The 25563-nt window shown below is 44.0% G+C and carries 27 protein-coding genes; 16 read left to right on the forward strand and 11 right to left on the reverse strand.

Annotated elements, in window-relative coordinates:
* The first annotated feature begins 9 nt into the window (after nucleotides 1–9).
* Nucleotides 10–816 (forward strand): nickel import ATP-binding protein NikD, encoded by an 807-nt coding sequence (gene nikD / locus ACUTVW_RS13555; protein WP_445646286.1) that lies wholly within the window; start codon nucleotides 10–12, stop codon nucleotides 814–816.
* A gap of 59 nt (nucleotides 817–875) precedes the next feature.
* A complete protein-coding gene (gene nikE, locus ACUTVW_RS13560; protein ID WP_445646287.1) occupies nucleotides 876–1676 on the forward strand; it encodes a nickel import ATP-binding protein NikE in 801 nt (266 codons plus the stop codon).
* A 5-nt stretch (nucleotides 1677–1681) separates the two neighbouring features.
* On the opposite strand, the gene ACUTVW_RS13565 is transcribed toward nikE, so the two are convergent.
* The 9 genes from ACUTVW_RS13565 to ACUTVW_RS13605 all read right to left on the reverse strand — a co-directional run bounded on the left by ACUTVW_RS13565 (nucleotide 1682) and on the right by ACUTVW_RS13605 (nucleotide 11120).
* Nucleotides 1682–2692, reverse strand: coding sequence for a hypothetical protein (locus ACUTVW_RS13565; RefSeq protein ID WP_445646288.1), 1011 nt, complete (start codon nucleotides 2690–2692; stop codon nucleotides 1682–1684).
* Nucleotides 2693–2741: 49 nt separating this feature from the next.
* Nucleotides 2742–4496: an ABC transporter ATP-binding protein gene (locus tag ACUTVW_RS13570; protein WP_445646289.1), complete on the reverse strand. Its 1755-nt coding sequence runs from the start codon at nucleotides 4494–4496 to the stop codon at nucleotides 2742–2744.
* A 23-nt stretch (nucleotides 4497–4519) separates the two neighbouring features.
* The gene (locus ACUTVW_RS13575; protein ID WP_445646290.1) at nucleotides 4520–6295 is read right to left on the reverse strand and encodes an ABC transporter ATP-binding protein; all 1776 of its coding nucleotides are present in this window, start codon (nucleotides 6293–6295) and stop codon (nucleotides 4520–4522) included.
* Nucleotides 6292–7023 carry a metallophosphoesterase gene (locus tag ACUTVW_RS13580; protein ID WP_445646291.1) on the reverse strand — a complete coding sequence of 244 codons (732 nt, stop codon included), beginning with the start codon at nucleotides 7021–7023 and terminating at the stop codon, nucleotides 6292–6294. Before ACUTVW_RS13580 ends, ACUTVW_RS13575 begins: the two co-directional genes overlap by 4 nt.
* A 29-nt stretch (nucleotides 7024–7052) precedes the next feature.
* Nucleotides 7053–7523 carry a hypothetical protein gene (locus ACUTVW_RS13585; RefSeq protein ID WP_445646292.1) on the reverse strand — a complete coding sequence of 157 codons (471 nt, stop codon included), beginning with the start codon at nucleotides 7521–7523 and terminating at the stop codon, nucleotides 7053–7055.
* Nucleotides 7524–7542: 19 nt separating this feature from the next.
* Entirely contained in the window at nucleotides 7543–8172 is a 630-nt protein-coding gene (locus ACUTVW_RS13590; RefSeq protein WP_445646293.1) for a histidine phosphatase family protein, read from the reverse strand.
* 5 nt (nucleotides 8173–8177) lie between these two features.
* Nucleotides 8178–9149: an NAD(P)H-dependent flavin oxidoreductase gene (locus ACUTVW_RS13595; RefSeq protein ID WP_445646294.1), complete on the reverse strand. Its 972-nt coding sequence runs from the start codon at nucleotides 9147–9149 to the stop codon at nucleotides 8178–8180.
* On the reverse strand, nucleotides 9142–9981 hold the full coding sequence (locus tag ACUTVW_RS13600; RefSeq protein ID WP_445646295.1) for an aminoacyl--tRNA ligase-related protein: 840 nt from the start codon (nucleotides 9979–9981) through the stop codon (nucleotides 9142–9144). Before ACUTVW_RS13600 ends, ACUTVW_RS13595 begins: the two co-directional genes overlap by 8 nt.
* 254 nt (nucleotides 9982–10235) lie before the next feature.
* Nucleotides 10236–11120 carry a diiron oxygenase gene (locus tag ACUTVW_RS13605; protein ID WP_445646296.1) on the reverse strand — a complete coding sequence of 295 codons (885 nt, stop codon included), beginning with the start codon at nucleotides 11118–11120 and terminating at the stop codon, nucleotides 10236–10238.
* 644 nt (nucleotides 11121–11764) lie between these two features.
* Between ACUTVW_RS13605 and ACUTVW_RS13610 the strand changes: the two genes are divergently transcribed.
* The 13 genes from ACUTVW_RS13610 to ACUTVW_RS13670 all read left to right on the forward strand — a co-directional run bounded on the left by ACUTVW_RS13610 (nucleotide 11765) and on the right by ACUTVW_RS13670 (nucleotide 23680).
* Nucleotides 11765–12796, forward strand: a complete 1032-nt coding sequence (locus tag ACUTVW_RS13610; RefSeq protein WP_445646297.1) for a phosphotransferase family protein — start codon at nucleotides 11765–11767, stop codon at nucleotides 12794–12796.
* Nucleotides 12797–12834: 38 nt separating this feature from the next.
* Nucleotides 12835–13833 carry a glycosyltransferase gene (locus tag ACUTVW_RS13615; RefSeq protein WP_445646298.1) on the forward strand — a complete coding sequence of 333 codons (999 nt, stop codon included), beginning with the start codon at nucleotides 12835–12837 and terminating at the stop codon, nucleotides 13831–13833.
* 179 nt (nucleotides 13834–14012) lie between these two features.
* The gene (locus tag ACUTVW_RS13620; RefSeq protein ID WP_445646299.1) at nucleotides 14013–14300 is read left to right on the forward strand and encodes a YesK family protein; all 288 of its coding nucleotides are present in this window, start codon (nucleotides 14013–14015) and stop codon (nucleotides 14298–14300) included.
* On the forward strand, nucleotides 14297–14764 hold the full coding sequence (locus ACUTVW_RS13625) for a hypothetical protein (RefSeq protein ID WP_445646300.1): 468 nt from the start codon (nucleotides 14297–14299) through the stop codon (nucleotides 14762–14764). The genes ACUTVW_RS13620 and ACUTVW_RS13625 overlap by 4 nt, the downstream gene beginning before the upstream one ends.
* Before the next feature lie 237 nt (nucleotides 14765–15001).
* Nucleotides 15002–15163 (forward strand): hypothetical protein, encoded by a 162-nt coding sequence (locus tag ACUTVW_RS13630; RefSeq protein WP_445646301.1) that lies wholly within the window; start codon nucleotides 15002–15004, stop codon nucleotides 15161–15163.
* Nucleotides 15164–15261: 98 nt separating this feature from the next.
* The gene (abc-f, locus tag ACUTVW_RS13635; RefSeq protein WP_445646302.1) at nucleotides 15262–17451 is read left to right on the forward strand and encodes a ribosomal protection-like ABC-F family protein; all 2190 of its coding nucleotides are present in this window, start codon (nucleotides 15262–15264) and stop codon (nucleotides 17449–17451) included.
* 794 nt (nucleotides 17452–18245) lie between these two features.
* Nucleotides 18246–18725 carry a hypothetical protein gene (locus ACUTVW_RS13640; protein ID WP_445646303.1) on the forward strand — a complete coding sequence of 160 codons (480 nt, stop codon included), beginning with the start codon at nucleotides 18246–18248 and terminating at the stop codon, nucleotides 18723–18725.
* On the forward strand, nucleotides 18725–19180 hold the full coding sequence (locus ACUTVW_RS13645; RefSeq protein WP_445646304.1) for a hypothetical protein: 456 nt from the start codon (nucleotides 18725–18727) through the stop codon (nucleotides 19178–19180). Before ACUTVW_RS13640 ends, ACUTVW_RS13645 begins: the two co-directional genes overlap by 1 nt.
* A 54-nt stretch (nucleotides 19181–19234) precedes the next feature.
* Nucleotides 19235–20671, forward strand: coding sequence for a glutathionylspermidine synthase family protein (locus tag ACUTVW_RS13650; RefSeq protein ID WP_445646305.1), 1437 nt, complete (start codon nucleotides 19235–19237; stop codon nucleotides 20669–20671).
* A complete protein-coding gene (locus ACUTVW_RS13655; RefSeq protein WP_445646306.1) occupies nucleotides 20659–21063 on the forward strand; it encodes a DUF350 domain-containing protein in 405 nt (134 codons plus the stop codon). Before ACUTVW_RS13650 ends, ACUTVW_RS13655 begins: the two co-directional genes overlap by 13 nt.
* 113 nt (nucleotides 21064–21176) lie before the next feature.
* Nucleotides 21177–22124, forward strand: coding sequence for a nucleoside hydrolase (locus tag ACUTVW_RS13660; RefSeq protein ID WP_445646307.1), 948 nt, complete (start codon nucleotides 21177–21179; stop codon nucleotides 22122–22124).
* A gap of 245 nt (nucleotides 22125–22369) precedes the next feature.
* Nucleotides 22370–22696 carry a PadR family transcriptional regulator gene (locus tag ACUTVW_RS13665; RefSeq protein ID WP_445646308.1) on the forward strand — a complete coding sequence of 109 codons (327 nt, stop codon included), beginning with the start codon at nucleotides 22370–22372 and terminating at the stop codon, nucleotides 22694–22696.
* A gap of 6 nt (nucleotides 22697–22702) precedes the next feature.
* Complete coding sequence (locus tag ACUTVW_RS13670; protein ID WP_445646309.1) at nucleotides 22703–23680, forward strand: permease prefix domain 1-containing protein; 978 nt, start codon at nucleotides 22703–22705, stop codon at nucleotides 23678–23680.
* 195 nt (nucleotides 23681–23875) lie between these two features.
* Here the strand turns inward: ACUTVW_RS13670 and ACUTVW_RS13675 are convergent, their stop codons facing one another.
* On the reverse strand, nucleotides 23876–24070 hold the full coding sequence (locus tag ACUTVW_RS13675; protein ID WP_445646412.1) for a heme-binding protein: 195 nt from the start codon (nucleotides 24068–24070) through the stop codon (nucleotides 23876–23878).
* A 133-nt stretch (nucleotides 24071–24203) separates the two neighbouring features.
* Here ACUTVW_RS13675 and lspA point away from each other — a divergent pair, with 133 nt between their 5' ends.
* Nucleotides 24204–24686 (forward strand): signal peptidase II, encoded by a 483-nt coding sequence (lspA, locus tag ACUTVW_RS13680; protein WP_445646310.1) that lies wholly within the window; start codon nucleotides 24204–24206, stop codon nucleotides 24684–24686.
* Nucleotides 24687–24793: 107 nt separating this feature from the next.
* Here the strand turns inward: lspA and ACUTVW_RS13685 are convergent, their stop codons facing one another.
* On the reverse strand, nucleotides 24794–25459 hold the full coding sequence (locus tag ACUTVW_RS13685) for a hypothetical protein (protein ID WP_445646311.1): 666 nt from the start codon (nucleotides 25457–25459) through the stop codon (nucleotides 24794–24796).
* Between the last annotated feature and the right edge of the window lie 104 nt (nucleotides 25460–25563).

A 25563-nucleotide genomic window follows, 5' to 3' on the forward strand; every position in this document is an offset into this window, starting at 1 on the left:
AATGTGACGATGGACGAGGCAGAGATTGTACTTGAAGTTCGTGATCTAGAGGTTAAGCTCAAGACAGCGAAGGGAGCCGTCCCGTTACTGGAACCTGTTCAGTTGAATTTGAAAAAAGGGCAGGTCTTTGGCCTGGTTGGCGAGAGCGGCTGCGGCAAAACGGTCACGTGTAATGCGCTGATGCGTTTGCTTCATCCGCGCAGAATGGAATCGTCAGGCAGTATTCGTCTGAACGGACGGGAGCTTAGCAACTTATCGCAAGAAGAGATGCGGCGCATACGCGGCAAGGATATCGGATTTATTATGCAGAATCCGATGAATGCTTTTACCCCTGTGTATACCATTGGATCTCAATTCATTGAAACGCTGCGAACCCATACGAAGATATCCAAAGCGGAGGCACGGGAGCAGGCCATTGCTGCGCTAGCTGATATGAACCTGCCTGATCCGGCAAAGTTGATGAAACGTTATCCGTTCCAACTCAGCGGAGGCATGTTGCAACGGGTCATGATTGCTGTTTCGATGTGCCTGCGGCCTGCTTTGGTGATTGCCGATGAGCCCACAACAGCACTGGATGTCGTGAACCAGTTAAATGTATTACGGGAATTGGATCGGCTTCGCAAGGAGCACGGCACATCCATTCTGCTCATTTCCCACGATCTTGGGGTTATCTCTCAGATGGCGGATGAAGTGGCCGTGATGCAGAAGGGGCGGATCATCGAACAAGCAGACGTGTACCAACTGTTTGATCACCCGCAGCATGAATATACTCAGATGCTGTTGAATGCTCGGCCGAAGTTGTCTCTTGGTCACTAGAAGTGGTCTGGATGAGTGGTATGGAGTATGGAAACTAGGGAAGGAGGGTGATGATTCGAATGTTACAAGTACTTGAAGTAAGTCATAGCTATGGCAAGCGGAGCTGGCTGGATCGTTCGGGATCACGCCCTCCTGTACTGGCGGATGTGTCACTTACGATTGAACAAGGTGTTTGTCTTGGACTGCTTGGAACGAGTGGGGCTGGCAAAAGCACATTGGGCAAAATTGTTTTAGGGCTGGAAAGACCAAGCCAAGGTCAGGTTCTATTCCAAGGCCAGGACATCTACCGAGCGGATAAAACGGTGCTTAAAGGGTTGCGGCGTGATTTGCAGGTTGTTTTTCAAGACTGTTACTCCGCTGTAAATCCGATGATGACCGCCGCGCAGATTATTGGAGAGCCGCTGGATAATTACGAGCGATTGTCCGCCAAGGAAAAGCAGCGAACCATTGAACAGCTGCTTGTTCAGGTAGGACTCACGCCGCAGGACGCGAGCAAGCTTCCCCATCAGTTTAGCGGCGGTCAGTTGCAACGAGTCAACATTGCCAGAGCGATCGCACTCAAGCCGAAGTTAATCGTGCTGGATGAATCAATCAGCAGCCTGGATATGGTTCACCAGACACAGATCCTGTCCTTGCTGGCAGAGTTACGAGCGTCGTATGGGCTATCCTATTTGTTTATCACGCATGACATCCGCGCCGCGCTGACGATCTGCGACAGCATTGCCGTGATGGATCAGGGAAGGCTGGTCTATACCGGGGATGCCTCAGGTTCAATTATGGAGTCGGATCAGCCTGCTGTCCGGCAGCTGGTGTCGTCCATTTTGCCAGAGCATCCGTCAGGCCGGATTGTGTTTGAGTGATGTGTTCAACCCATATGCATTTTATGAAGAATAGCATCGAGTACTTCTGCCTCTTCAGTTTGAATATGGATTAACTCATCTAACATGTTATCCATTACATCAACACGCTTCGTTCGATTATATAGTAAGGCAGAGTTTCTTAGAAAAATCAGACGTTGCTCCAACTGTTTATATGTGTGCTGCTCTTTCAGAAAGTTATCCATTATTTTTAGAGTGCTCATGTATTCCAGTCTTTGCACCATTAGTTTTTTGTGCTCGGCTAGAAGTAAAAAAGGAGTCAATTTCATATCAATTCTACATTCAAGATTTTGTTTGAGTATTCGTCTTAAATTTACGTAGACATTCAATCCAAATACATGGTTGGGATCGTCATTGAACTTTTTTTGTCTGCTTGAATGTAAGAAATTTGTTAATTGGTCTAATACTTGTGAAGTATTAAAATCATATTGAAAGTTATCATTCAGTCTAGTGAGGTATACATTTTCATGAGTGTGGAACAAGTAATTTGGATTATTGTGATACGCTTTCATGAAACTTTCAAATGTTATCTCACTCGTTCCGAACCTTCTGCTGTTATTTTCAACATTGTAGCCTAGATGATGAAAAGTTTGCTTTTCCAGATTGTATCCATAAATGAAAAACATATGAGAGAAATCATTTTTTTTATAACTGGACTTTTGGGGAACATGCTTCTCATTAATATAAGTCATGACGTAATTACCATGTTTCAAAGCATAAATGATAAACTCTTTAATGTCTTTATATAGTTCAGTTATAGTCTCCTTTTTGATTACTTGTGTATCTAAAAATGGACAACCAAAGTTCCAAGTATAGCCGGTTTCATCCGGCATATAAAATTGTAAAGGCAGTGAATCATTACCGTCGAAATATAATTGAATATAATTCGAGAGCAGCCAAGGCGTAGTTCCTTCTTCAAGACCAATAATTGAGGTTTGATAGGCATGGTGCAAATAACTCTCAATAATGGGTTTACCAAGTGGAAGTACTTTGTGCACGTTTTATATCTCCCCTTTTGCATAGTATCATCAAATCGTTGTTATATGATCAAATAAACTCCTCTACAACTTGTCTTTCGACAGATGTCTGTACCTGCTCTTTTTGTGCGAGGTGTAATGTTCTGTACAAATCGCATGATTGTAATAATTTTTCGTGAGATCCACTGTCTACGATCCTTCCACGATCAAGCACGTATATTACATCAGCATTTTGAATAGTTGATAAACGATGAGCAATGATTATGGTTGTTTTTCCTTTTCGTAGTTGATCAATGTTGTGCTGTACATTTCTTTCCGTTTCCATATCTAATGATGACGTGGCCTCATCAAAAATTAAAATTTCTGCATCCCGGATCAAAGCTCTGGTTATCGCTAATCGTTGTCGTTGTCCTCCAGACAATGTAGTTCCCCGGGCACCGATTATAGTTCCGTAGCCTTCAGTAGATTCTTCAATTACATTATCAATCATAGCCATTTGAGCATAGGACTTTACTTTGCTCAAGTTTTCGTTTCGACCTAAAGTTAAATTATTTAGAATAGTATCTGATAGTATATATGGATCCTGAAAGACGACAGCTATTTTATGCAACCAAGAACTACGCTTCACATCACTAAGTTGGTATCCATTCACATGTATACTTCCCATAGTAGGTTCAAAAAAGCGAATCAGTAGTTGGGCAATTGTGGATTTTCCACCTCCACTTCCACCAACAAAAGCAATTTTTTTACCGATGGGAATGTCGAAGTGGAGTTGATCGAGTATAAGAGGTGAATGCGTGTTGTATGAGAATGATACTTTTTCAAAAGAAAGCCTGATTATCTTTTCTTCTAAGTAAATGGTGCCGTCTGCAACTTGGGTTTCATCATGGACAGCCTTAAGCCGATCTAAATAAGCCAGGTTTATCGATATGTGGGATACAAATAGAAACAAGGAATAAATTTCATCAATTAAGTTGCATGAGAATTGCCAAACAATAACGAAAATTCCTAATGAGATATTACCTTGAAGTAGTTCATAACCTCCGAAACCGAATAATGCCAGGCGTACCCCCCATTTTAAAGGCCCGCTTATTGCTAATTGTTTATTTAATAGTTTGCCTTCGTTGACCACATTCTCCAAGTAGCGGTTAAATAAGGATTGGTACTTACTTTCCTCGTGCTCTAATCGGTTAAAAGAAAGGACTTCTTTCGTGGATGAAATACCTTCTTCCAAGTGAATTAATAGATTTCCCCGACTTTCTTCTATGGACTTGGATATTTTCCGAAGTTTAGGGGAGAACTTTTTAGCTGTGAAAATATAAAATATGCTCATGATTAGTACAAATAAAAGAATTTGATAGTTTATAGTGCCAATAATAATAATCAATAGGACAATTGTGATGGTATGACGAATCCCGCTAAACGAATCAACTCCAATAAAAGCAGCAGCCTTTTTCGTATCCGATGTTAACAATTGAATAAACTGAGCGGTTCTTTTGTTATGAATTTGATGAATGGTTAATCGGTGTAGCTGTTCCTTTAGACCTTTACTTAACAGAAGATAGATTTCGGTTTCGATTTTTTTGGTTAAATACGGTACCACAGTGAATAGTATTGTATAGCCAGCGATGACCGCACCAAAAATAATTAAGAGAGGAATCAGTCGTCCATAATTTCCTGCGATAAAAACATCATCAATGACGTATTTTTGCAATCCAGTCATTATAATTTCTAATATTACCTGTGTAATCAATAAGATGGATGTAATGATGAAACTCCATTTATGTCGCATTAGTACTGGAACAATCCATTGCTTGTAGCTCATTATTCCTCCGCTGCACAACTTGTTTATTTTAGTATCTTCCCATGGACTAGATTATAGAACTTCCCTCGCAATTGTATAATCTGATCATAGGTCCCACTTTCAAGAACTTCTCCCTCATCTACCACAGCAATGCGGTCAGCATTGGTTACAGAAGTCATTCGATGGGTTACGATGATTGTAGTCCGCCCGTCCATTAATCGGTTTAGAGCTTCCTGAACATCCCTTTCGCTAATATTGTCCAGTGCAGACGTGGCCTCATCTAATAAAATAATGGATGGATTTTTCACAAACATTCGGGCAATGGCGATTCTCTGTCGCTGTCCTCCAGAAAGTCTAACGCCTCTTTCTCCTACTAAGGTGTCATACCCATCCTTAAGCTCCATAATAAAATCGTGAGCACAAGCGGCTTTAGCTGCGGCTAGTATATCTTCTTCCGATGCATAAGGATTACCAAAAGCGATATTATCTCGAATTGAATAGCCAAATAAATAGGTTTCTTGAAAGACACAGCCTATATTTTCTCGAAGTTGTTTCAATGAAAGATCCTTTATAGACACACCGTCTAATGTAATACTTCCGCTTGAGGTCTCGTAGAAACGATTAGCCAATTTTAAAATCGTAGATTTGCCACAACCACTATTTCCTACTAAAACCACCTTTTCTCCAGCACGGATATCCAAAGTGAAATTTTTCAAAATGGGTTTATCTTTCGAGTATGCAAATTGAACTTGTTTGAACGATATATTGCCTCTCACTTTTTTGATTAGAATCGGGTTTTCTTTCTCAATAATTGCAGGTTCACTATTCATTAATTCGTAGAGCTTTTCACCCTGAAAAAGTAATTGTCTTTGCTCAGTTGCTAGAGAAACAATCTTGGTCAGGACAAAAATGGTGTAGAAGTAGATGAGTATGAATACAACAAATTCACCAACAGTGATCTCTTCTGTTTTTGAAAGAATAGATCCATATGCAAATATGGCTATTGCACCGGCATTATTACAAAGTCGCCGTACGCTCCCTCTTAGAAAGGAGAATAAATTAGTTTTTAAATAAGCCTTTAAATAGAGTTTTACGCTATTCTCATGTCGTTCCATATCCCAATCGTGACAATCATTTGCGCGGAATTCTTGCAAAGCCGACACACTATCGTAAATCTGTTTATTCAACTCTATATTACAATCGGCAGACTGCTTTCCGAAAAGCACGGCTCGACGAGCAAAGTACGGCCCTATTATATAATAAATGAGAAATACGGGTATCATGATTAAGGTTAGTTTGACATTCATGGATAACATAATTGCAATGGATAGAATGGAATAAATGGAGAATTGAATAGATACGGGCATATATGACTTGTATATTTCTTGTATGGCGGATACTTGATTATTCAGTAAAGATAGAATTTGACCAGGCGGCTTGCTTTCAAAATACGGAATTCCTAACTCCCTAGTTTTACGGAATGCAGCTAGTTGAAGATCTCTAGCTGTTTTCTCGGAGAGTATACGTTGCAGTAAATTTTGTCCCATTGTAGATAGTATGATTGTAACTGTGACTATAAGCAGAATCATGAACAGTTGAATGAATGTTTGGTAATCTCCGGTTGGGTAAACAATGTCAATAAAGTATTGTATGATTTTTGGTATCATTAACTCACAACCTGAGACGATGACCCCCATCAAAATTAATAAAATGGTCATCCCGTAATAAGGCTTCATAAAGGATAATACCCAGAGGTAAATTTTAATTACAGATGTTTGCTTCTGTTCCAAGGGGGTTTGTTCGACTTGAACAGTACTCACAAATGATGACCCCCAGCTTTAATGCTGAAATTTTGGATTGCTTTTCCATTAACTAACTCTAAACAGTTAAGTTGACCTCCGAAGGAGCAACCACCGTCAATACCTATTTTGTCTCCACCAAACCAGATATCAAAAGAATTATGAATATCCTTTGTAACGGTATGTCCGAAAATAATAATTTTGTCCATGGGATTTTTGTTCGTGTAAAAATACTCTTTAATATACAGTAGGTCATGAGGATCTTGTTCAGATAAGCTAGAGACAAGGGGATTCAATCCTGCATGCACATAGATGTACTCATCATCTTCATAAAAGTAAGGCAGATCTTTTAGAAAATCGATGTGATGAGAGAATTGGTCCATAACGAAATCTTGGACTTCCTTCATATGATATGAATTTTCGACTATATTAGTTTGGCAGTAACTTTGTAAAGTTTCACGTCCACCTTTGTCAAAAAATTTGGAAACTTCTTTTTCACTTGCCTGATTCTTGATTACTCTTACAAAACGTTGGTCATGATTGCCCTGTAAAGCAATTGCGCCGTTTTCATGCACCAATTCAATTACTAAGTCAACCACTTTTTTACTATCAGGACCTCTGCTAACATAATCTCCAATAAGAATAAGTCTATCTTGCGCTGGATTGTAATTAACAATTTCCAAGAGTTGTTTGAATTCCGCGTGACAACCATGGATATCGCTGATTACCAATGTTCTTTTCGCATTCATAAATGTTCTCCCTTGAATGGTCGGCTTGGTTAGCTCTCATTGAACTTATAAATGGTACGATCGCCTGATTTATTAATATTCAACACATGAAATCCAATCTGCTCAGTTACTAACTCCCAATTACTCCATAGGCCATAAGGTAACTTTAACCACCAACCAATGAGATCAGATAGTTGTTGATTTAAAATAGTGACAATAACTGTGCTTTTTTCAGTTTGATATAAACGATCCATTGAGTCATGAAGTTCGTGTTGATGGGAATTCTTCGGCTGACTATAAGTAGAACATTCGTCCCACTTTTTTAAAGGGAGTTCTAGTTCAGTGGACAAACGATCGGCAGTATTATACATATGTTCTCCGCCAATGTTGTATAAGCTTACATAATTTTCACCAGTGTATTTCTTTATATTATTGCTTATGTTTTTTAATCTGCTTTCCCACTCAGGCAGTAAAATTTGGTTTGTATCAACCTTGCTATTAACTATAATTAATTCTTTCATTGTTGCTCCTCATTTAATGTCATATATTGATGTGACTCATATCGTTAATTTTCACCAATCTGACTTTGTTTTCCTCTTTTTTTATTAGATGAGTCAAACTGCAAGGATCTAATTGAAAGGAGGGTTTAACCAACTTGGTCAGTAAATCTCTATTAATTCCTAATAGCCAATATAAAACGGAAACTCCTGAATTCCCATGAGTTACAATAATGGAGGTGTCATGTCTGCTTTCGCATAACATTGTCATAAATGAATCAACTCTATCTTGCATCATTGCCCAGTTTTCAGCATCCTGGTATGGAATCCAATCAAATAATGGCATTGAAATTGGGTTTTTAACTAATTCAGCATCTTGCTTTTGCATGCTTCCAGCAATGCCCAGTGACAAGCCTCTAATAAGCGGACTGGTGGAAAGATTATTTTCTAAAACACTTCCAATTATGGTTGCCGTTTCGTGTGCTCTAGTCAAATCGCTTGAGTAAATATCGCATGGCTTGTCACTTACTAATTCTTTAAGACGGTAGGCTACACGTCGTGATTGGTCACGTCCTACTTTTGTTAAGGGGGTGTCGACCCAGCCTCCACCGGTTCCATTTACCAAATGTTCGGCTTCCCCATGTCTAATGATAAAAATTTCTTTCATACTCATCGTCCTTACTCATGCAAGATTATTTCCGAACAAAATCTTTCGAGAATTGCTTCTACAGGCTCGATTCGTTGTATGTTTTCGCAAGATTCTCCACAGTACAAGGCCATCAGTTCAATAGCGCCGTTAGTTTGTTTTAGGGGAGCAGCTGAACTAAAGCGTGGCACGGGATATCGTTTGCCGAAGATTTCAGATTCGGCAATGAACGTTATCGATTGTTCCTGTCCAATACGAACCGTCTCATTCTTTAAAACTCGGTGTATTCTACCTTCCCACCCTATATGAAAGAGGTCTGTCATAATCGTATCTTTTGCAGCGGAGTCTACAATTAATTGCTTGTACTTCGGATGGGCATTCGATTCATGTGACGTTACGAACATTGTTCCGCACATACAGCCACTTGCGCCTTGATCTCTGTAGTATAAATAATCTATACCGCTTGAAATTCCTCCTGCAACAATAAGAGGAACCTCAAACTTGCAACTCAGTACATCCTTAAGTAATTCTTCAGTTGTTACTTCACCTAAAAGATGCCCTCCAGCCTGTATTCCTTGAAGCACGATACATGTGGCACCCATTAGATAAGCTGCCTCTGCATCCTTTTGGGTACCAACCTGAATAATTAGTGGGATAGAGGATGAAATAATCTTCTCGGCTACATGCTTCGGTGGTAAACCGTACATTACAATGGTTAACTTGTTGTCTCCACATTGAATTAATGCTTCAATTTGCTTATCCAGTAGTGATGTTCCTGAGACCTCTGGAATAAAATTAACACCGATGAAACAGGCAGTTTTATGACGTGTTTCCTGTATTGTTCGTATAACTTCTTGAGGAGAGTTTTTATATTGAGCTAACACTCCCAGACACCCCTGATTAGACACGCTAGCAGCCAGTTCAACACCAGATACACCACCCATTCCAGCTTGAATGAGAGGAGTCTTAAGCTCGAAGGTGGAGAGGAAAAGAGATTCAAACATTATTCAATTTCCCATGAATCGTTTCCAGGTCATGTCCATATGTTTTAAGAAGAGCATGAAGCCAGCGTTCAAGGCCAAAAGCAACGCAGCCGGAGAATACTGCCGCCCCCGTATTGTTTAGGATATTGCATTTTTCTCCGAAAAAATTGCGGTGGAAATTCAATGATGCTGCTGAAACCGTGCCCTCAAATACAAACTCTTCTTTAACAGGTTGGAGCTTTTGCATGAGTGCTTTAGTTCCTTGTTTGTCGTAAAAAGGATCTGTTGCAACTTCAATGTCAAATATAATCCCAATCTGTTCTGCTAGTGAGGATACCTTATCCTTGTAAACGGAAAGAAAAGCTTGAACTTCATCCATACTACCAATACAGATAATTTCCCTCATTTGAAAGCTCCATAGACGCTCTAAACCTTTGTACTCGCTTTCGTTTCTAAAACAACGAGCTGCAGTTGTATAATATTTGGCTTGAGTCACTACTTCATTACGAAGATGGAGGTACACGTTGTAACAAGCAGCAGAAGGTAATAGATAATCACTATTTTTGATGTTGTTCTGACGGATAGTCGTAACCTTCTCTTTTTGTGATGTCAAACAGCCACAGGCTTCATCTGTTAATCCAGCCACTGCCAAACCTAAATGTGGGAAATTATTGAAATAATCTAGAGAACTTAGGTCTTCCACTCTCATCAAGGCAGGGAAAATCATATTGTCTGCCATGAAATCTTTCGACATGTCTACAAAAATGGCGTCTAATTTATTCAATATTTGGATGATCTCAGGACCAAATACTGCAAGGCCATCTGATATAGTGAAATATTTATTTTTATCCATGCAAATCCTCTTTCTTAAAGTAATTGAGCTCAATAGCTTGCAAAGATCGTATACTTTCGAGATTGAAATTTTTTGTATATACTTCTTTACCTGTAATTGATTCTAAAAACAAAATAAATTCAACGAATTGTAATGAGTCAATGATTCGATTTTCAATTAAATCCGTTTCATATAATAATTCAGTCGAGGAGGTGTTATTCTGAAGGACCCATTGTTTTACTTGAACCATTTCTTTTTGGGTAAGGTCTTGCAATTTAAAACAACTCCTTCTTGGTGAAAATCTCACTTTTAACAAAGAAGTCAGTGGTTCTCTTCAAGATTTTTTCATGTATATCGATTCGTTCCGGAAGATCAATTAATGTATTGCGAAAAGCGTAAGGTTCATCAAATCCTGCATCCTTGTAAACTGTAGGGTTATATAGAGAATGAATACTTGAGACCATATAACGTTTAATATATGTTTCAAGTAAATATAACTGTTCGATGGATTGGGTCTCCTTTAAATCACTGTGCAACAATTTCACAATCTCTCGGCCGAAAGCTATATGGCGTGATTCATCCATATGATGAACTTTATTAATCTTTCTAATGATAGGATGAAGTGATTGATCAGCTCCCATGCAAATATTAAAATAATCTACAATTTCCTCGAAAATAAGAATGCGAGCAAAGACTAAGAAGTTTTCGAACACTTCCTTGCCACTGTTTTCAACTTTCACTTTTTTATCGACATAAATCTTTCCTCCGTAATTGAGACAGAACTTCGAGAAAAACCACATATGTTCATTTTCTTCACCTACAAAATGGTGAAAGAACTCGGATGGCAGCTCGAAACCTTCGGTATGTATTCTTTTTATTACTTCTATTAACAACTCGCGAATCCCATGAACATTCAAACTGTAAAAATTGATACTCTCCCATTTACTTAATGCTTGAATTTGGGCTTCAGGCAGATCGTTATAAAAGTTAGTATTGTAAATAGACATTAAACTCGGGCTCATCCACATTTGATTGGGGTCAAGGCTATCTACCCACTCAAACTCCTTATAGGGGTTATAATGATCCTCAGCTGCAATGTCTACCAGTTTTTTTAAGATCGAGGAGAATTTATCCATTGATTGTTCGTTTTGTAGTATCATCTAATAATGACCTCCTGAATTTAAATTATTTAAAATATGTATAATTTATCCTAAAAAATATATCATTGATAAAATCTCATAACAACCTGACTAATTATAGTATTTGTTGCATTAAAATAAGTTTTAATGGAGCCTAATTACTTTCTATAGCTGGTTTTATGATTTTTTGAAATATATTAAAATACTATTTAGATAGACGTTGCATGAAACTGAGATCCTACAACTAGGATAGATAAATTCATTTTTTTCTTTTAATATGTTTTTTGATAGATAGAGTCAGCGAGATCATGATTGTTATTAAATGTAATTCATATGAAAGTAAAGGAGGCCAAGTCGGGAATACCGGCTTGGCCTCTTTTACGAAGGGATTGGGATATTGTTATTTTATGTGCTTATGGATTGTAGGCTGGGCAATTTCCTTTATTTCATATCGATAGGATGAGGAGATGATTTCCACATACGATGGACAGGTACGAATAACCCTATTTAAACTCTTAAACAGACTCTCGGAGTATATATACCGTCAATATTGTTTTTATTTATACCTAATTTGCGCCGCAGTTACCCTTGCAGGTCGTTCACCTGGAACGTATGATGAATAGAAATCCTGTACGGAAAGGTCAGACGGATGGGAGGATGAGTATATGAAGAGCATGGATAATATAGAGGACACAGAAAATTTCGGGGACATGGGGAATATGGAGAAAGACAGACATTCAGAGCGCTGGGTGACACGCGAAGGAATATTAGATGAACAGCAGATTACAGGCCGGCAGATTCTCTATCAAGGGTTGAACGGCAGGCATGTGGAACGGTTTACTGCGCAATCCGGCCAGTCTTATATTTTCAAACCGCTGACGAATTCTGCACAGTACGGACGGGAACGCTGGATGTACGAGCATGTGATGGCACAATTGCCACCCGTATATCCGCAGCTCATCGCGGCTTCGGATCAGGCGGCAGCTCCTTCACAGAGCTGGATGATCTACGAAGACATGGGACAGCTGGAGCATCATTTGTGCGAATCGACCCTGCCCACTACTGCCGCACATATGGCAGCCTGGCATGCACTTCCCGTTGCAGCGTGGGAAGAACTTCCGCGGGTCGGACACAAACCGCCTATCCGGGACATGTTACATGAGTTGCGTTTGTACCAGTCAGGGACAGATGAGCTGTTATGCAGCTTAAATCTGGCGTTGTCCGCAGCGGACTGGGACAAGCTAACGATGCTGATCCTCACGGCAGAAGATGAGCTGCCACAAGTTCTGTGTCATGGCGATCTGCATCCCGGCAACGTAGCCGAGGTGGAAGGCAGATTGGTCATTCTGGATTGGGAGCATGCTCACCTGAATACGCCGCTGTGGGACGTATATCATCTGCTGGACTTGTCGCATCCGCTCTTTCCTCGTACGATGACGCCGGGGCTGCGGGCGCGTGTGATGAAGGTTTATCTGGACAAGCTGGAGAGCCTCGGCGTGCAGGTTGAAGGGGGTTCTTTTGCCAAGTGGTATGACGCTTATGCGATTGTATTCTCGCTCTGGATGTTACGTATGATCAACGGTGATCTAAAGAATCCGGACTGTGTGTGGCCGCAGGAACAGCTGCGCAATCAATGGCATGAGACGGCTGCAACGCTGGAGCAATGCATGGGGCATTTGGACGGGATGAGAGAATAGACGGTTGAAGTGCAATATGGAAATAAGGGGTGACAGATTTGCGTAAAGTCGGACTGGTTATGCGTAAAATTCAATTCACGGAGGCTCAGGGGCCGCGGGTGTTCGCGGATCGACTGAAGCAGATCGGGCTGGAGCTGGGTGTGGACATCGTGTTCATCTCGCCCGAGCGTCATGTCAGTGGATACGACTGGTTGCCGGGGTACGAGCATGAGAAGGGTGACCTGGTGAACTATGACATCGTGCTGGATCAGATTCATAGCCAAAATATCGAGCATGTGATCTATACGGTATCGGGATTTACATTTCTGAAAATGTTTTTGCCGAAGAGTGTACTGTTTCCACATAGTTTCCCAGACCCGGCACTGACGGGATATGAGATGATGAAGCCGTTCTATACGATGGTGGATAAAGCGATTGTGCAGACGGAGTTTTTGAAAAGAGAGCTGGGGCGCAATTTCGGCGTGCATGACGTGAACGTCATTCCGATTGGCTTCAACGAAGAGCTGGCACACCGCCATTATGACCCGAGTCAGGTCGTGCATAATCGCGTGCTCTGGATCGGGCGGGATGAGGCGAACCGCCGCCCCGACCTTGTGCTTGAATATGCCCGGCAGAACCCGGACAAAGAAGTGTACATGGTATTTGGCGGTGTGCGCTACCAGGAGACCATGAAGAAATATGATATCCCAAGCAACGTGAAGCTGAAGTTTGCACTTACTCAGGATGAGATATTTACGCTGATGAATTCGGCCAAGGTGTACTGGAGTTGTTCCGCATTTGATACGTTTGCGATGCCACTGACGGAAGCGATGGCGATGGGGAAAATGGTCGTGAAGCCCGAGCATGCCTGCTACGGTCACATCAGATCCACACATGCCTTTGCCGGCAACGAGGATAACTGGTTTGAACTGGTGAACATGGCTGCGGCTGCGCCGCGCAGTGTATCGGAAGACAACCGCGAGTACGCGTTTGGTGCCTTTTCACGAACCATGATGAAGGAAGGGTATCGGAACTTTTTTGCAGACTGGTTGAAGTAAGGCGCCAAGGTACGGATTGTACTGGTACAACGGGCTCGTTCGGTAAAGCTGGATTGCAGAGTATTGATGTTATGTCATTCTGTCAGGCTGATCATTCAGTTCATGCTCTATGAAGAGGTTACAAAGAGTACAGCTTCGTAGCAGCCGATATGAATATCCAATCATAAGGAGAGGATTTAGTGGATATCGTTATTTTGTGGACGCTTGGCATGTGGGTGGTGCAGCTAGTGATCGAGTGGATCGTGTATCGGGCGCAGGGGCGTCAGATGACGTGGATCCAGTCCATTTTACCGTGTCTGACGTTGCTTGGCGGGGCAGTTGTGATTATGATCAGTATCGATATTGGCGGTTGGAACGGTCTCGGGTACGCGCTGCTTGGTGCGGCTCTAGGTACATCAGGATTGCTAACGCTGATCACAGTCGCCATTACAGCTCTGGTGCTACGGCGTCGAGGAAGGAACATATGATGAACAGCTTAATTATGGAACATTGGTCTGCTGAACAGCGTGAGTTGCCCGGTATGAATTGCATCGCTTTTGCAGATGGCAAGGTCATCATTTTGGATATCCGAACATATGTCGACCCTAACAACAAAGAGCGTACCATGTATTGTTCTCCGGTGTGTGATACAACGATGGATAGTATTGTGAAATATAACGATGATTGTTGGACGATGGTGGATGCATGGACAAGTGTGGATTATCAAGGCGGGAAAATCATTGGCGGGGACGGGCAGATGGGGAATGAGGGCTTTATTGCCTGCACTGATGCAGGAGACCGTTTGGTTTGGGGGATCTTTTTTGAGGATACCAACCCGATCAAAACGTTAAGTGTCAACGGTAATACATTAATTGCGATCAATGAGCATGAGGAACTGCGCATTGAGATTAATTTGCAGACTCTAGTGGATATCCAGATGACTTGGCTATGATAATTGGCTTGCTGGGCTGAGGATTGGTAGAAGATCGGTAGAAGATCGGCACGAGATCAGCAAGAGTAGTCAGGGAATGGAAAATGCTGATGGAGAATGGCTTTATGAAAACCATGGGTGCACCCACATATCAATGGCACAGGGAACATGACAGGAAGCTAGCTGCATGAGATGGTTGCAGAGATGCAACCGTCTGTGATATATTGACATTACTTATGACAAGGGAGGTGAAGACAGGTGAATCACGAGATGCTTAACAACCGTATTAGCCAGCTGCCGATTGCTATGGCTGGCATTGTTCACACTTTTTCGAACAACGGGAGAAGTCTGTCCAATTATGAATATACGGAAGTTAACATGTACGAGAAGATGCCTGCCTTGACCTCATTCGGACGATAAGCATATTTGCTTGAATTCTGAAGGGCCGCGGAGCTAACCTCCTGCGGCTCTTTTTGTGTTGCGGTCGGGCTCTTCTACACCATAGGAGGAACCTTATTATGATGATTATTAGCGCGCAACAGCTGAAACAATATCACGGAGCACATCTGGTGCTGGACGGCATTACATTTGAAATTATGGAAGGGGACAAGGTGGCCCTGATCGGCCGCAACGGAAGCGGCAAAACCACCTTGATGCGTCTGATGGCCCGGTTAAGCCAGCCGGATGAAGGTCAACTGATGCTGAAAAAAGATACACGAGTCGGTTATGTTGCCCAAGTACCCGAAGGAATGGATGACCGCACGGTGCTGGATGTATTGGGCCTTGGTTTTCGGGAACTTATCGCCTGCCGTACCCAGATGACCGAATTGGAGCAACAGATGTCCGATCCTTCCTGTGCGGCAGATCCAGAACAACTGGAGCGTCTGCTGAAACGGTATGCAGCACTGCAGGAGCGGTTCGAACGCGAAGGTGGATACGAGATGGATGCACGGATTGACCAAGTTGCAGACGGGCTGGATATTGCGAAGGCGCATTACGGCTGGCGGTTCGGATCGCTCTCTGGCGGCGAGCAGACACGTGTCGTGCTGGCTTCGCAGCTGATCGTCAGTCCTGATCTGTTATTGCTGGATGAGCCGACGAACCATCTGGATCTGGAGCGGGTGGAGTGGCTGGAAGGATTTTTGCAAGATTATTCCGGTACCGTTATTCTGATCTCACATGACCGCTATTTCCTGGATCGGGTCGTGACACGCACGTTGGAGCTGGAGGACGGAGAGGCCGAAATCGCTGCGGGCGGATACACCGAATATATGAAGGTCAAGGAACAGCGGCTGCTGAAGCAGTTTGAGGAGTTCAAAGAGCAGCAGAAGGTTATGAAAAAAATGAAGGAAACAATCCGCCAGCTGGAAGAATGGGGCCGTGTCGGCGGTAACGAAAAGTTCTTCCGTCGTGCAGCCTCCATGCGCAAAGCGCTGGAGCGGATGGAGCAGGTGAAGCGCCCTGTGCTGGAGCGTCGTCAGGCGGATTTTGATGTGCTTCCGACGGATCGGACAGGTAAACGTGTAGCGGTGCTGGAAGACGTGGAAAAACGCTATGGTGACCGGGACATTTTACAAGGCGTATCTGCTTTACTGGAATATGGGGACAAAACGGCTTTGATCGGTCGCAATGGCTCCGGTAAAACAACACTGTTCAAGTTGCTGCTTGGTGAAGAACAGCCGGATGCAGGCAAGCTGGAATGGGGCGCACGCGTTGATGTGGGATACTTGGCTCAGCAGGAGGAACCTGTGAATCCCAAGCTGAACGTACTGGAGTACTTCCGTCAGGAAGCAGGCGTGGAGGAAGGGGAAGCTCGTGGCATTCTAGCGCGATATCTGTTCTATGGTGCAGATGTTTTCCGTTCGGTAGGACAGCTGTCCGGCGGGGAATGGACTCGCCTGAGGCTGGCGTTGCTGGTACAGCGCAAACCGAATGTACTTCTGCTGGATGAGCCGACGAACCATCTGGATATTGCATCCAGAGAGGCACTGGAGGATTCTCTGGCTGATTTTGAAGGAACCGTGCTTGCCATCTCACATGACCGATACTTTGTGAACCGTCTGGCTTCCCGTGTCTGGGAACTGGAGGATGGGCAACTGAAGACATACCTTGGAGATTACGAAGCATATCGGGAGAAGAAGCTTGATTTGCAGGCTCGCATAGCGGCAGAGGTATCACGGGCATCTGGGGCAAGTGGTTCTGGAAACGGATCGAAGACGGGGAGAAGAGTGGAAGGAACGGGAACAGGAACAGGAATCGGCGGGAAGTCAGCAGAGACGGGAGTGAGCAGAGGTGCCCGACTGAAAGCCGGAAGCGACGGACATGATGCTGCATCTGCAAGCAGAGCGAGTGTGTTGGAGCTAGCTCAAACTGAGCTGGATGCTGGACGGGGGAACAAGAGTATCGGAAGCGGAAATCGTGACCGCGTTAGCAATCAAAGCCGCAGCCGAAGCGATAGCAGTAATGGGAACGGTGACCGCAGTAGTAGTCAAAGCCGAACTGGTGGCAAACGTGGGAGTCAAGGGAATCACGGGTCTGCTCAGCACCTGGAGCAGGCAATGGCTCGTTTGGAAACACAGATTCAGGAGCTTGATCAGCAGCTTGAAGCGTTAGCCAATGATGCGGTAGCGCTGGAACAAATCTGGAACGAGCGGGAGCAGTTATCCGGGGCATACGATGAGTTATTAGCTCAATGGGCTGAGATGTGATGGTAGAGTACGAACAGCGAAAGCATGGCACAATCGATTAACAAAAAACAGCCATCCCTCACTGAACAAGTGTGAATGCAAGGCTGATTGTTGAAGCCCAATAGTTAAAGGTGTAGGAAACTAACTAGAGCGTAAGGACGCAAAAGGGAACGTAAAAGGATTGTCTCACAGTTGATATGCATTTGGTATGCATTGACTGCCATGGGGCAGTCCTTTTTGTGTGATATTACTTTTCTGGAGGGCGTTGCGATAGAGTAATTCAGGGGTTAGTCCTGTCGAGGTGAGTGTGTTGATTTTCATGCGCTCAAGGGTAACTATAATTGACGCAAGAGTGCTGTCTGTGACGTAGCACATTCTAACGGTCTGAGGAGAGGCTATTTGGCTGTAATTTAGTGATTTAAAATTCTAACGTTCACCAGCGACGTTATTTCCGTGAAATGTAGAGATTTTAGCTGAGTTCACTGGCTTTTCTCCGAAATAACGTTTCTCCTGATCGTTAGAATTTGGGCAGCCTGTTTTTCCGCCCAATAAGCTCTGTGGTGATCGTTAGCGAATGAGCGGGAGATAAAATTGTGAGGCGGGCAGGCAGTTAGGCAGGCAGATGATGTAGGTAAGTAGATAAGTAGGTCTGATAGCCAGACTGGAGTTTAGTTAAAAGGCACATCATAAATTTCCCATGTTTCTTTTTACATGTCTCGGCGAATAGTGTAACTTTTTTCCTTCTCATGCGTTTAATACGTTTGTGTATATTGAATCGGCTCATCTACGAGCTTGCAGATCGGGAGGGAATCACCATGTATTATTCATTGATGTATCGCAGTTGGTCGGAGGATAAACAGGCAGAGACGGGTGCGCTTGAGCAGGCTTCAGTGACGCGGGATGAACTGTTTATGCGCAAGCTGGTGGATGCTACCCTGATGAAAAACAAATTATGGGCCCATCTGTCCAATGAGTGTCAGGATCGGCGGGATCATGCCATTTATGTAACAGCATATGAACAGCAGATGCCGGAAGGGCATGGTGCTGCTATTGCGGATGCAGCACTGGCAATGTGTAAAATGTCTTCCATGTACAGCCCGGAATATATGCTGTGGAACGGACGTTCTTTTGATGAGCTGGAGCTTGCGGAATCCTCTGGCTACACGATGGAGCTGGCCGAGCAGCTGCTGGATCACTACATGGTACGCGAAGGCAGGACGTACGAATTTTTGTACTCGGTGCTGGATGCGGATCGGAAGAAAGTTCTGTTTTTTATGAAAGAGGTGGATCTGTAATGAAGGAAGAAGAGGTGCTAAGATCCTTATCCGGGCAAGTGTCTGGAGCCGTCATCAGTGATGAAATTGCATTCGCATTACAGTCTAGTTCTGAGACTGCAGTGGCATCTGGCAATGCATTGGAATCAAAATCATCATCCACATTAGGCTCTGAAATAGGCTTTAAACCAAGCCCCAAATCAGAACCAAAACCGGGCTCCAAAGCCAAACTGGTTGCATTTTCACTAATGCTGGCTGTACCTGCGGTGCTTACGGGATGTGGCAGTAGCAATGACGAATGTGACCCCCAATATGATACAGGCTGTGAGTACGATTCCAGCAGCGGTCACTACTATTATGGCGGATACGGCGGCTCATCTTATCGGGGTAGCAAGGACAGTAGTAGCTCTTATAAAAGCTCATCCAAATCGAAATCGAGCGGCTTCGGTAGCTTTTTCCGAAGTTCCGGAGGTTGATTGCATTATGAAGCAAGCGAATATTCACCGTATCATCTGGGGGAGGCTGGCAGGATGAGGGAAGTGTACTCGATGCCATTCCGTCACGAGGAGATTTTCTCGGGTGAAGCTGGAGAGCAGATCCCATATCATCGCATGTATGGCAAACAGTATTGTGTGCCTGCATTGACGGTTTATACACCGGAAGAACTAGAAGAGCTACGCACTGCGACGGAAGCGGTGGATGCGATTTACAGTAAAGTCATGCGTTTTATTCAGCGAAATATGCCAGACTCGTTTCTGGAGCATCCTCTTGGCATCCATCCGGGGTTGATCCCCGCAGCACGCATGGAAGCGGTTATCGGCGGAATCACTCGTCAGGACTGGATTATTGGCGAAGCTGGTCTGAAATGTATTGAAAATAACACGGATACGCCAACAGGTATCCCTGAATCGGCGGCACTCGAACGTATTCTGATCGGCCAGACAGCTGACCAGGCATGGACTGCACCCTCCGCACATATGGATGAACATATTCGAGAGTGTTTCCGATTGTGGTTAACCTTTTATGCCGAGCAAGGGCTGGAAGGGCCGGTCACATTCACCTCTTACGGCGATCATGTGGAGGATCGAACCAACACCGTCTACCTGATGGAACGCTGTCGTGAAGCCGGATACGAGGTGTTATATGCTCCATTGGAGGAGCTTGAGATTGTGCCGGGCGAGGCACTGTATCATCAGGGACGTGAGATTCGCCTGTTATATCGGTTATACCCGCTGGAATATCTGATTGGTGATCGGGATGAGACGACCGATGTGGACATTGGCGCTGCTCTGATTGAACTGGTACGAGAAGGGCAACTTGGCCTGATGAATCCTGTCCAGCATGTGCTGATGCAGAGCAAAGGTTTTATGGCTGCTATCTGGTCGCTGTACGAGCGGAATGAGCAGACGCCAGAGTATTGTGGATTTACGCTTTTTGACGAAACGGAGTTGGAAGTGATTTCTCGTTATTTGCTGCCAACCTACTTCACCGCGGAGCCGTTTGAGCAGAGCGATGTGCCTTACGTAGCCAAGAGCTATTGGGGGCGCGAGGGTCGTGGAACACTTTTGCTGGATCATAAAGCAGTCCAAGGTTCGGTGGAAGTCGTAGATACGAATAGGGGTACAGGTACGGATAAAAATACGAATACAGCAGACGAATCTATACTCCTGAACAAAGAAGATGAAGATGAAGATGAAGATGAAGATGAAGATGAAGATGTGACTGCTTATTATGAAAACCAGCCCAAGGTATATCAGCAACTCGTGCCGATGGAACAGGCTGTGATTCAGACAGAGGATGGAGAATACCGTGGTTATTTGCTGACGGGTGTATTTGTGATTGGCGGACGTTTTGCCGGGATGTTGCCCAGGGTCGGGGAGAAAGTGACCGGAGATATGGCGTATTATTGCGCCGCTGCAGTACGCGACAAGATGATTGACGAGGAGGAGAAGGAATGGAAAAGCTAGGATTGAACCTCGTGAATGTTGCGGTGGGGATTGGCATTCTGTTAGTGGTATTAATTGTAGGATATTTTGCGTTCAGTAAATTGACTCGTTATAACGATAGTGAAGAGATTGCAAAAGGAAATGAAGCCGCAGGTATGTACATGGGTAGCAAGCTGCTGGGACTGTGCATCATTGTAGGGATGGTGTCCTTCTCGACGCATGCGTGGCTGGATATGCTGCTGTGGTCGGTGCTGGGTATCCTTATTCTGTGCCTGGTCTATATTATATTTGATTTCCTGATCCCGAAAATGCGAGTGTGTGATGAAATTGCACGAGGCAATATGGCGGTAGCACAGTTGTTACGTTCCGTAATTATCGGCGTTTCCATCGTCATTGGTACGTTTTTGATGTAAAATAAACCCTGACGTTACGCATAGATATGTCCGTTGAATGAACATGGTGATATAGACGAGGGACGTTCAACGGATATAGAACGAATATTATACAGAAGAAGGAGCACGGCAGCATGAGAAGAGTCATCATTGATACGGATACAGCAGGAGACGATACGATTGCGATCCTGACGGCACTACATCATTTTCAGGTGGAAGGCATTACGATTACAGGCGGCAACGTGCAGTTTGACCAAGAGGTTGAAAATGCACTGTACACCGTACAAGTTGCCGGACACGGCGGCAAGGTTCCAGTATACAAGGGCTGCGAGCGTCCACTCATGGCCTATGGTCAAGCTCAGCATCGTACGGTGGAGGACGTGCACGGCGATGACGGCATGGGCGGCGCACATTTCCCCAAGGCGGATCAGCGTCCGGAGAGCGGCCACGCGGTTGATTTTATTATTGAGAAGGTGCACGCACACCCGGGGGAGATCGAACTGCTGGCGATTGCGCCGCTAACAAACATTGCGATGGCTATTCAGAAAGATCCAACGATTATCCCTGAAATTGCTCATCTATATATCATGGGGGGGACGAACAATGCACTGGGCAATATTACACCGGCAGCAGAGTATAACTTCTACGTAGACCCGGAGGCAGCCAAAATTGTACTTCATGCAGGCATCCCGATTACGATGGTTGGCTGGGAGATGTGTACTCAATATTCTGTCATGGACGATGACGATCATGCCGAGATTGATGCATTGGATACCTCGGGTTCCGATTTTTTCATAGCGATCAATAAAGTGGTCATGCAGTTCAACAAGTCGGTACATAAACTGAACGGAACAACACACCCCGATACGCTGTTAATGGCGGTAGCGGCAGATGAGTCACTCATGACGAAGTCCGGGCATTATTATGTCGATGTGGAAGCAGCAGGGGAATTGACGCGAGGATATAGCGTGGTAGATATCAACGGACGTTTGGGCAAAGCGCCGAATGTACGTGTCTGTGAAGCGATTGATCGTCCGAAGTTCAAGTCCATGCTGCTGGATGTGCTGTCAGCGATTAAGTAATTAGGGCGCATCACCGTAGTTTAAACCGAAAAGCAAGGGAGCACTCGGTAAATCTATAGGGAAAATGATGGGTGATTGTAGAGATCGTTGTCAGATGAAAAGGATATATGATTTCAAATCCGTACCTCTAACCAGGTGCGGATTTTTATTTTGCCTATGTTCAACTAAACTACTTCATCTGTCGTAGTAACTGTGCTATACTTAAACTACTACGACAGATGAAGTAATGAGGAGGAATATCTTTTGTGATCAGCAGTGATGTAATACGCGGTTATAATGATACGCTGATCCTCTACATGTTGCTTGAAGGGGAATCGTACGGATACGAGATTTCCAAGAACATCAGGCAGCTGACGGATGAGAAGTATGTCATGAAAGAGACCACTCTTTATTCGGCCTTCACCCGCTTGGAGAAAAACGGATATATCGAATCTTTTTATCAGGATGAAAGTCTGAGCAAACGCCGCACGTATTACCGGATCACGGCAGCTGGCCTGGACTATTATAGGGAAAAATGCGAGGAATGGAAGGTTACGCAAGAGGTCGTTAATCTGTTTATCAGGGAGCTGTGATCGGATATGGAGACAATAATGGTGTATCTGGACAATATGTTTGCGGGATTGCCGAGAAGTCCTGAGGTGGAGCGCATGAAACAGGAGCTTCTTTCGGGTATGGAAGATAAGTATCTGGAGTTAAAACAGGAGGGCAGATCGGAGAATGAGGCGGTTGGCATTGTCATCTCTGAGTTTGGCAATATTGAGGAACTGATGGAAGAGCTCGGTATTCAGACTGAGGATGCCGAGGTAACATATCCCGTGCTGACCGAAGAAGAGGTTCAGGCCTATCTCGCGGCTAAACGAAGTGCAGGCTTCTGGACGGGGCTTGGCGTGTGGCTGTCCTCGGCGGGAATAGCTTTCCTCATATTAATGGATACGTTGTTCGAAAGCATGGGTACATCATCAGATCAAGGTGCGGTTGGTATTGGCTCTGTACTTGGCATGAGTGGTATGTTTGTGCTGGCGGCTGTTGCTGTGGGCATGTTCATCTACAGTGGTATGAAACTGGGGCGGTTTGAGTATATGGAGAAAGGGTTCCAACTCCCTCGTTCCCTGATGATGACTATTCAGCGTAGTAAGGCAAGCTTTGCACTCACATATCGTGTGGCACTCATTACGGGCGTGTGTCTGTGCATTCTTTCTCCTGTTTTCATCTTTGCAGGGACCTATGTGAATGATACGTATGCAGCTTACGGGGTGTCGGCTCTTTTGGCGACGGCGGGGCTTGGTGTGTTTCTGTTTGTCTATTACGGTAATATTCAGGGTTCCTATACGATGTTGCTGGAGGATCAGCACTTGAATGCAGTCAAGAGAGAAGAGGCACGAGCAGTACGAGCCGTCGAGGCTGTGGTCTGGCCGCTCGCGACAGCGTTCTTCCTCTTTACGGGTTTCGTCTACCAGCGCTGGGATATTAACTGGGCGATTTTCCCGATCGTCGGCATTCTCTCTGGCAGTTTTAGCAACGTGTATCACATTATGAAAAATAAAAAGCCATCCTGATCCTTAACTGCGTTCTGGAGCGGAAAAGTTAAAAATACTGAACCCGCCTTATTCAATCATATAAGGCGGGTTTTATGCGTAAAACGTCCAAGAAACACAGTTGTAAGTACGTGTTACCCTCTAAAAAAAAGCGAATGCCTGTGGTAACAAGATCATGATCTTCCTCATCAGGCAGACCTGATACCGTGATCGTCCTTAACCGGGGTGAGTGCCTTCCATCGCATGCAAAAAGAGACGATGCCCCTTTAGTGTAATATCGATGGTCACAGCTTGTGACCGGCGCTTCGCTTCCTGATTTAGATGCAGGCCGAGTTGTAGCGCTGTTTCGGAGTTGAACGTATCCCATACCAGTTCCTGTTCTTCCTGCTCGCACTGAATTACACACTCTATCTGATGTTAGAAGAGATTCAAGACCGGATCATTTGGAGACGTTGTAGCCGCTGTGGTAAAGTAAGGGGAACGTTATAAGGATTTTCTACAATTGAGAAAATAAAGAGCGGCTCAGGCGGGCAGGGGGAAAACGATGCTGTTTTATTTTATCGCGGTGCTGGTTACGCTTGTGGATCAGGGTACCAAAATTGCGGTTCGGATGTATATGGAGGTTGGCGAAGTGATGCGGCTCGGGGATTCAGGAATGCAGCTGCAGCATTATGAAAATAGTGGCATGGCCGGAAGCATGTTTCAAGGTAATGCACGTTTATTCGGGGTCATTGCCGTGCTGTTTATCGCAGGTATGCTCTATTATCGGCATAAAGGTGAGATACGGGGATTCTGGATGCAGGCCGGGGCAGGATTCATGGTCGGCGGTGCGCTCGGCAATGCCATAGACCGCTTTGTTTATGCTCGAGTGACGGACTTTCTTGTGTTTCCGTCAGGACGGGGCATATTAAACCTCGCAGATGTGGCAATTAACATTGGCGTGGTGATGATCATCATCGGCATGCTGATTCGTGCATATCAGCGGTATCGGGAGAAGCGTATGCGTAATGCACTGCCTAAAGGGTAACGTTAATGGATATAACCAATGATTGGTCTAATGTATGGTGGCAAAAGAGCCGAAGCAGAGGTTAATCCTGCTTCGGCTCTTTGTTATTGTGACTTTTTTTAAAGGATTTAGTCATATGATTTGAATAGTTCTGCATCAAGCTCAGCTAGTTTTGCAGACGAGGTTGTCAGATCCTTTTGTAAGTATAGCCGGGCCATGATTGCCTCTTCGTTTGACAATTGAGCAAAATTTTCATTGATATATTTTTTATAAATGGCTGTGTTTATTTGGACGATTTCAATTGCAAGATTTAAACTTTTTTCAAGGTTATCTGTTACAACTACCTCGAGAGTAGAGTTGCTCTGCAAAAGAAATTTTTCAAACATAGCTATACTTGAATTAAAGTAGATAAAACCAGGGACATAATTAAGAGTAATAGGTTCTGTCATGTCCAGAGAGAAAGCTTCTTTTCCATCAGGAGAGTTATATATCTGTACATAGCTTGCATATTGATTCTGATTTTGATTTAACTGTTCATAGCTCTTGTATAAGAATAGTAAATCCTCTTTACTAATCTTCTTTTTATCTATAGCGCTCTGCAAAGTTGACAAGATTGAATCCGAAGTGGAAAGAATACCGCTCTCGTAATCTGATAGTACCTGACTGTATTGTTGATTTAAATAATCTTTTAGTTTTCCATTACTTGAATTATAACCAATAACATTTGCAACTAGAGACGCTACAAGAGCAAGAGCTAATATAATAATAAGATTTTTTTGGCTCATTTTTTTCATAAGTTAAGGTTCTCCTTAGAATAACTTTTGATGTACAACTGTGCATACACTCTATCTTAATCGCATTATCCATTTTATTCAACTCCTTGACAATATATGTATCC

It is taken from the genome of Paenibacillus sp. TSA_86.1 (assembly GCF_052691815.1).

What these genes read in the sequence shown, in the direction of transcription:
- nikD (WP_445646286.1), top strand. Translation starts at nt 10, where the DNA reads ATGGACGAGGCAGAGATTGTACTTGAAGTTCGTGATCTAGAGGTTAAG.
- nikE (WP_445646287.1), top strand. Translation starts at nt 876, where the DNA reads ATGTTACAAGTACTTGAAGTAAGTCATAGCTATGGCAAGCGGAGCTGG.
- ACUTVW_RS13570 (WP_445646289.1), bottom strand. Translation starts at nt 4,496, where the DNA reads ATGAGCTACAAGCAATGGATTGTTCCAGTACTAATGCGACATAAATGG.
- ACUTVW_RS13580 (WP_445646291.1), bottom strand. Translation starts at nt 7,023, where the DNA reads ATGAATGCGAAAAGAACATTGGTAATCAGCGATATCCATGGTTGTCAC.
- ACUTVW_RS13585 (WP_445646292.1), bottom strand. Translation starts at nt 7,523, where the DNA reads ATGAAAGAATTAATTATAGTTAATAGCAAGGTTGATACAAACCAAATT.
- ACUTVW_RS13590 (WP_445646293.1), bottom strand. Translation starts at nt 8,172, where the DNA reads ATGAGTATGAAAGAAATTTTTATCATTAGACATGGGGAAGCCGAACAT.
- ACUTVW_RS13595 (WP_445646294.1), bottom strand. Translation starts at nt 9,149, where the DNA reads ATGTTTGAATCTCTTTTCCTCTCCACCTTCGAGCTTAAGACTCCTCTC.
- ACUTVW_RS13600 (WP_445646295.1), bottom strand. Translation starts at nt 9,981, where the DNA reads ATGGATAAAAATAAATATTTCACTATATCAGATGGCCTTGCAGTATTT.
- ACUTVW_RS13605 (WP_445646296.1), bottom strand. Translation starts at nt 11,120, where the DNA reads ATGATACTACAAAACGAACAATCAATGGATAAATTCTCCTCGATCTTA.
- ACUTVW_RS13610 (WP_445646297.1), top strand. Translation starts at nt 11,765, where the DNA reads ATGAAGAGCATGGATAATATAGAGGACACAGAAAATTTCGGGGACATG.
- ACUTVW_RS13625 (WP_445646300.1), top strand. Translation starts at nt 14,297, where the DNA reads ATGATGAACAGCTTAATTATGGAACATTGGTCTGCTGAACAGCGTGAG.
- abc-f (WP_445646302.1), top strand. Translation starts at nt 15,262, where the DNA reads ATGATGATTATTAGCGCGCAACAGCTGAAACAATATCACGGAGCACAT.
- ACUTVW_RS13640 (WP_445646303.1), top strand. Translation starts at nt 18,246, where the DNA reads ATGTATTATTCATTGATGTATCGCAGTTGGTCGGAGGATAAACAGGCA.
- ACUTVW_RS13645 (WP_445646304.1), top strand. Translation starts at nt 18,725, where the DNA reads ATGAAGGAAGAAGAGGTGCTAAGATCCTTATCCGGGCAAGTGTCTGGA.
- ACUTVW_RS13650 (WP_445646305.1), top strand. Translation starts at nt 19,235, where the DNA reads ATGAGGGAAGTGTACTCGATGCCATTCCGTCACGAGGAGATTTTCTCG.
- ACUTVW_RS13655 (WP_445646306.1), top strand. Translation starts at nt 20,659, where the DNA reads ATGGAAAAGCTAGGATTGAACCTCGTGAATGTTGCGGTGGGGATTGGC.
- ACUTVW_RS13660 (WP_445646307.1), top strand. Translation starts at nt 21,177, where the DNA reads ATGAGAAGAGTCATCATTGATACGGATACAGCAGGAGACGATACGATT.
- ACUTVW_RS13670 (WP_445646309.1), top strand. Translation starts at nt 22,703, where the DNA reads ATGGAGACAATAATGGTGTATCTGGACAATATGTTTGCGGGATTGCCG.
- lspA (WP_445646310.1), top strand. Translation starts at nt 24,204, where the DNA reads ATGCTGTTTTATTTTATCGCGGTGCTGGTTACGCTTGTGGATCAGGGT.
- ACUTVW_RS13685 (WP_445646311.1), bottom strand. Translation starts at nt 25,459, where the DNA reads ATGAAAAAAATGAGCCAAAAAAATCTTATTATTATATTAGCTCTTGCT.